The 1500-nt window shown below is 44.8% G+C and carries 2 protein-coding genes; both read right to left on the bottom strand.

Annotation, left to right across the window (positions count from 1 at the left end):
- Positions 1 to 91: 91 nt before the first annotated feature.
- Complete coding sequence (locus JGK11_RS32685) at positions 92 to 796, bottom strand: hypothetical protein (RefSeq protein ID WP_293177074.1); 705 nt, start codon at positions 794 to 796, stop codon at positions 92 to 94.
- On the bottom strand, positions 789 to 1184 hold the full coding sequence (locus tag JGK11_RS32680; RefSeq protein ID WP_293177072.1) for a hypothetical protein: 396 nt from the start codon (positions 1182 to 1184) through the stop codon (positions 789 to 791). The genes JGK11_RS32685 and JGK11_RS32680 overlap by 8 nt, the downstream gene beginning before the upstream one ends.
- Positions 1185 to 1500: the final 316 nt, after the last annotated feature.

Here is a 1500-nt window from a genome sequence, read left to right as displayed (position 1 = left end):
CTGTAGTTTAGACTAAAAAATGATTGCAGCCAAAAGTAGCCGCCTTTGAATATCCGGCAAGCTGTTACTCAAAAACTCAAGAGGGAGAAGATTAAATAACTAATCTTGAAGACTTTTTACGTCGAGAAACCCGTTTTTTCACAGTGGGATAGCACGGTGCCTTGGTCCGTACCCTTCCTTTTTCCCAACCAGGGGATTTTCCCCTCTGTTTAGGCATTTTTGCGGGAGTACCAATGTCAACTAAAAGCGACAACATTGATTGAGCAACACGTCCAGGGGTTAAATTAATCGTAGCAGATTGCCAAGGTAATACATTCTCAACCACTAAATCCCTAGCTAGCCAGAGTTGCCAACTCATCAACGGCATTAAATCACTCCAACGCTCGGATTGTTCGGGAGTTCTCAGGTTAGGCAATGTCCAGTGTAGTCGTTGCTTGGCAAACCTATACCAATGATCTACTCCAAAACGTCGTAAATATTTGAACCAGACTGTTTCTAGAGGGAGAGTTCGTTCTCCCACCCAAGCCAACCATAAGGGTGGAAATGGCTGACCATTTGACATGAGCTTCATTCTTGCGACGAGGATTAAATTGACTCTCTGTCCAGGCGCACGATAAAAATGTAAGTCTAGCCATTGAGTGACTCGGACTTGTCCCAAATCTGGATGTTCGTCAATTTCAATCACAGTATCCGCTTGGAGCCATGTGGTTGGGTCGTTGAGTCTCATTTTCTGCCCGTGCTTGCGTGGTCTGCCGCGACCACTATATGCTGGTGGTTCTGACCACTCTTCAGGCATTCTTTCGGACTCTCATTAAACAATCAGCTTGAATATCTGCTTGCGCCAGTACCCAATTTGCATTGCCATATTCTCGATCTAAAACTGCTAAGACTGGATTGATGCTCTGTTCACAAACAAGTTTGAGTTGGGAAGCTGCTTTTTCTATTGGTGAAGACCAACTACTAATTCGTTCATGTAGTAGGGGTAATGCCCAACTTCCTTCTGCTTCGGGTATCCACGCAATTGTACTGTACCCCTGTCCAATAATTACGCCTTTGTGATATTCATGGGTTCTGTCTTGTAATGTTTTGGCATCTGGTCTGCCCCATGCAGTATGATCGATTGCCACTAAAACGTGTTCCGTTGAGGGTGCTTCCTTCTGTAATTGCTCCAGATACAGCAGCATCAGTTTTTTCCGGTCTGGTCTACAGTCTTGCAATGCCTCGTAGACGCTTGGCCATTGACGATGGAATAATGGATTGAGCGAAAATTCCGCCAAACAGGCTGCATTCGGGCGTGGTCATCACTGCATCCATCAGCTCGAATGTTGCATCCTTGCCTCGTACTAATAACTCGTATGCTTCTTGACGAAAGTCCTTTAATCGTTCACTGTTCATTTAAGGAGTGGATAGGTTTTTATTTTTCACCCTCATTCTCTCCTTAACGGTGGCTCTAGTTCTTCTTGGGCCACCGTTCTCATCTTTAGTTAGTCTAAACTACAG

The sequence above is a fragment of the Microcoleus sp. PH2017_34_RAT_O_A genome (genome assembly GCF_020737885.1).
Classification (GTDB): Bacteria; Cyanobacteriota; Cyanobacteriia; order Cyanobacteriales; family Microcoleaceae; genus Microcoleus.
Note: the sequence above shows the minus strand (reverse complement) of the source record. Positions and strands in the feature narration are given on the sequence as shown.

What these genes read in the sequence shown, in the direction of transcription:
- JGK11_RS32680 (WP_293177072.1), bottom strand. Translation starts at nt 1,184, where the DNA reads ATGCTGCTGTATCTGGAGCAATTACAGAAGGAAGCACCCTCAACGGAA.
- JGK11_RS32685 (WP_293177074.1), bottom strand. Translation starts at nt 796, where the DNA reads ATGCCTGAAGAGTGGTCAGAACCACCAGCATATAGTGGTCGCGGCAGA.